This is a genomic window from Streptomyces beigongshangae (genome assembly GCF_019710745.1).
Lineage (GTDB): Bacteria > Actinomycetota > Actinomycetes > Streptomycetales > Streptomycetaceae > Streptomyces > Streptomyces beigongshangae.
Genome location: NZ_JAHKJW010000167.1, coordinates 1 through 1,189 on the forward strand (window position 1 = coordinate 1; position 1,189 = coordinate 1,189).

Genomic DNA, 1,189 nt, shown 5'->3' on the forward strand with positions numbered 1-1,189 from the left:
GGAGGAGGCCGGGCACGCCGGTCCCGATCGCATCCACCGGCTGCTGAACCGGATCGAGTGGGACGCCGACGAGGTCCTGGACGACGTACGCGACTACGTCGTGGAACACCTCGGAGACCGCGAGGCCGTCCTGGTCGTCGACGACACCGGCTTCCTCAAGAAGGGCGTCCGTTCGGCCGGGGTGCAAAGGCAGTACTCCGGCACCGCCGGCCGGACGGAGAACTGCCAGATCGGTGTGTTCCTCGCCTACGCCACCGGCCGCGGACGCACTCTGATCGACCGCCGTCTGTATCTGCCCACCTCCTGGACGGACGACCGGGACCGCTGCCGGCGGGCCGGCATCGACGACCACGTCGCCTTCGAGACGAAGGTGGCCATGGCCAAGGCGATGGTCCGCCGGGCCATCGCCGACCGTATCCCGTTCGGGTGGGTGACGGCGGACGCCGCCTACGGCTTCAGCAAGGGCTGGCGCTTCGAACTCGAGCAGGCGGACGTCTTCCACGTCATGGCCACCACCCGGCACGACACCGTCGTCACCCGCTGGGCACTCGACCACCCCGTCCACGACCTGTTCCCCGGCCTGCCCCGACAGAAATGGAAACGCCGTTCCTGCGGCGAGGGAGCCCACGGCCGGCGGATCTACGACTGGGCCCGCGTCGAAGTGCGGCCCTGGCACCGCGAGGACCGCCGGCACTGGGTCCTGGCCCGCCCCGCCGCAGTGTGAGCAGGCCCGAGGAGATCTCCTACTACATCGCCTACTGTCCTGCCGACACCACCCTGGACGAGCTGATCCGCATCGCGGGCAGCCGCTGGGCGGTCGAGGAATGCTTCCAGACCGCCAAGCAGGAATGCGGCCTGGACGACTACCAGGTCCGCCGCTACCCCGGCTGGCACCGTCACATGACCCTGGCCATGGCCGCCCACGCCTGCCTGACCGTCCTGCGAGCCCGACAGCTGGACACCGACAAAGCAGAAACGGATCCTCCCAGCTCATCCACCTCAGCCTCGCCGAGATCAGACGCCTGATCACCCGCCTCACCGACCGTCGTCCCACCCCGATCAACCACATCCTGCACTGGTCAACCTGGCGACGACGACGCCAGCACCAAGCCCGCATCAGCCACTACAAACGACGCGGGCACAGCCCCTGAACTGCCCAGCACTCAGAACAAGCACCGTTGCAGTACTA

The 1,189-nt window shown here is 68.4% G+C and carries 1 pseudogene; it reads left to right on the plus strand.

Annotated features, from left to right (window positions below):
- Positions 1–1,026, plus strand: a pseudogene (locus KM933_RS38645) (IS701 family transposase); the annotation flags it as partial.
- Positions 1,027–1,189 lie beyond the last annotated feature (163 nt).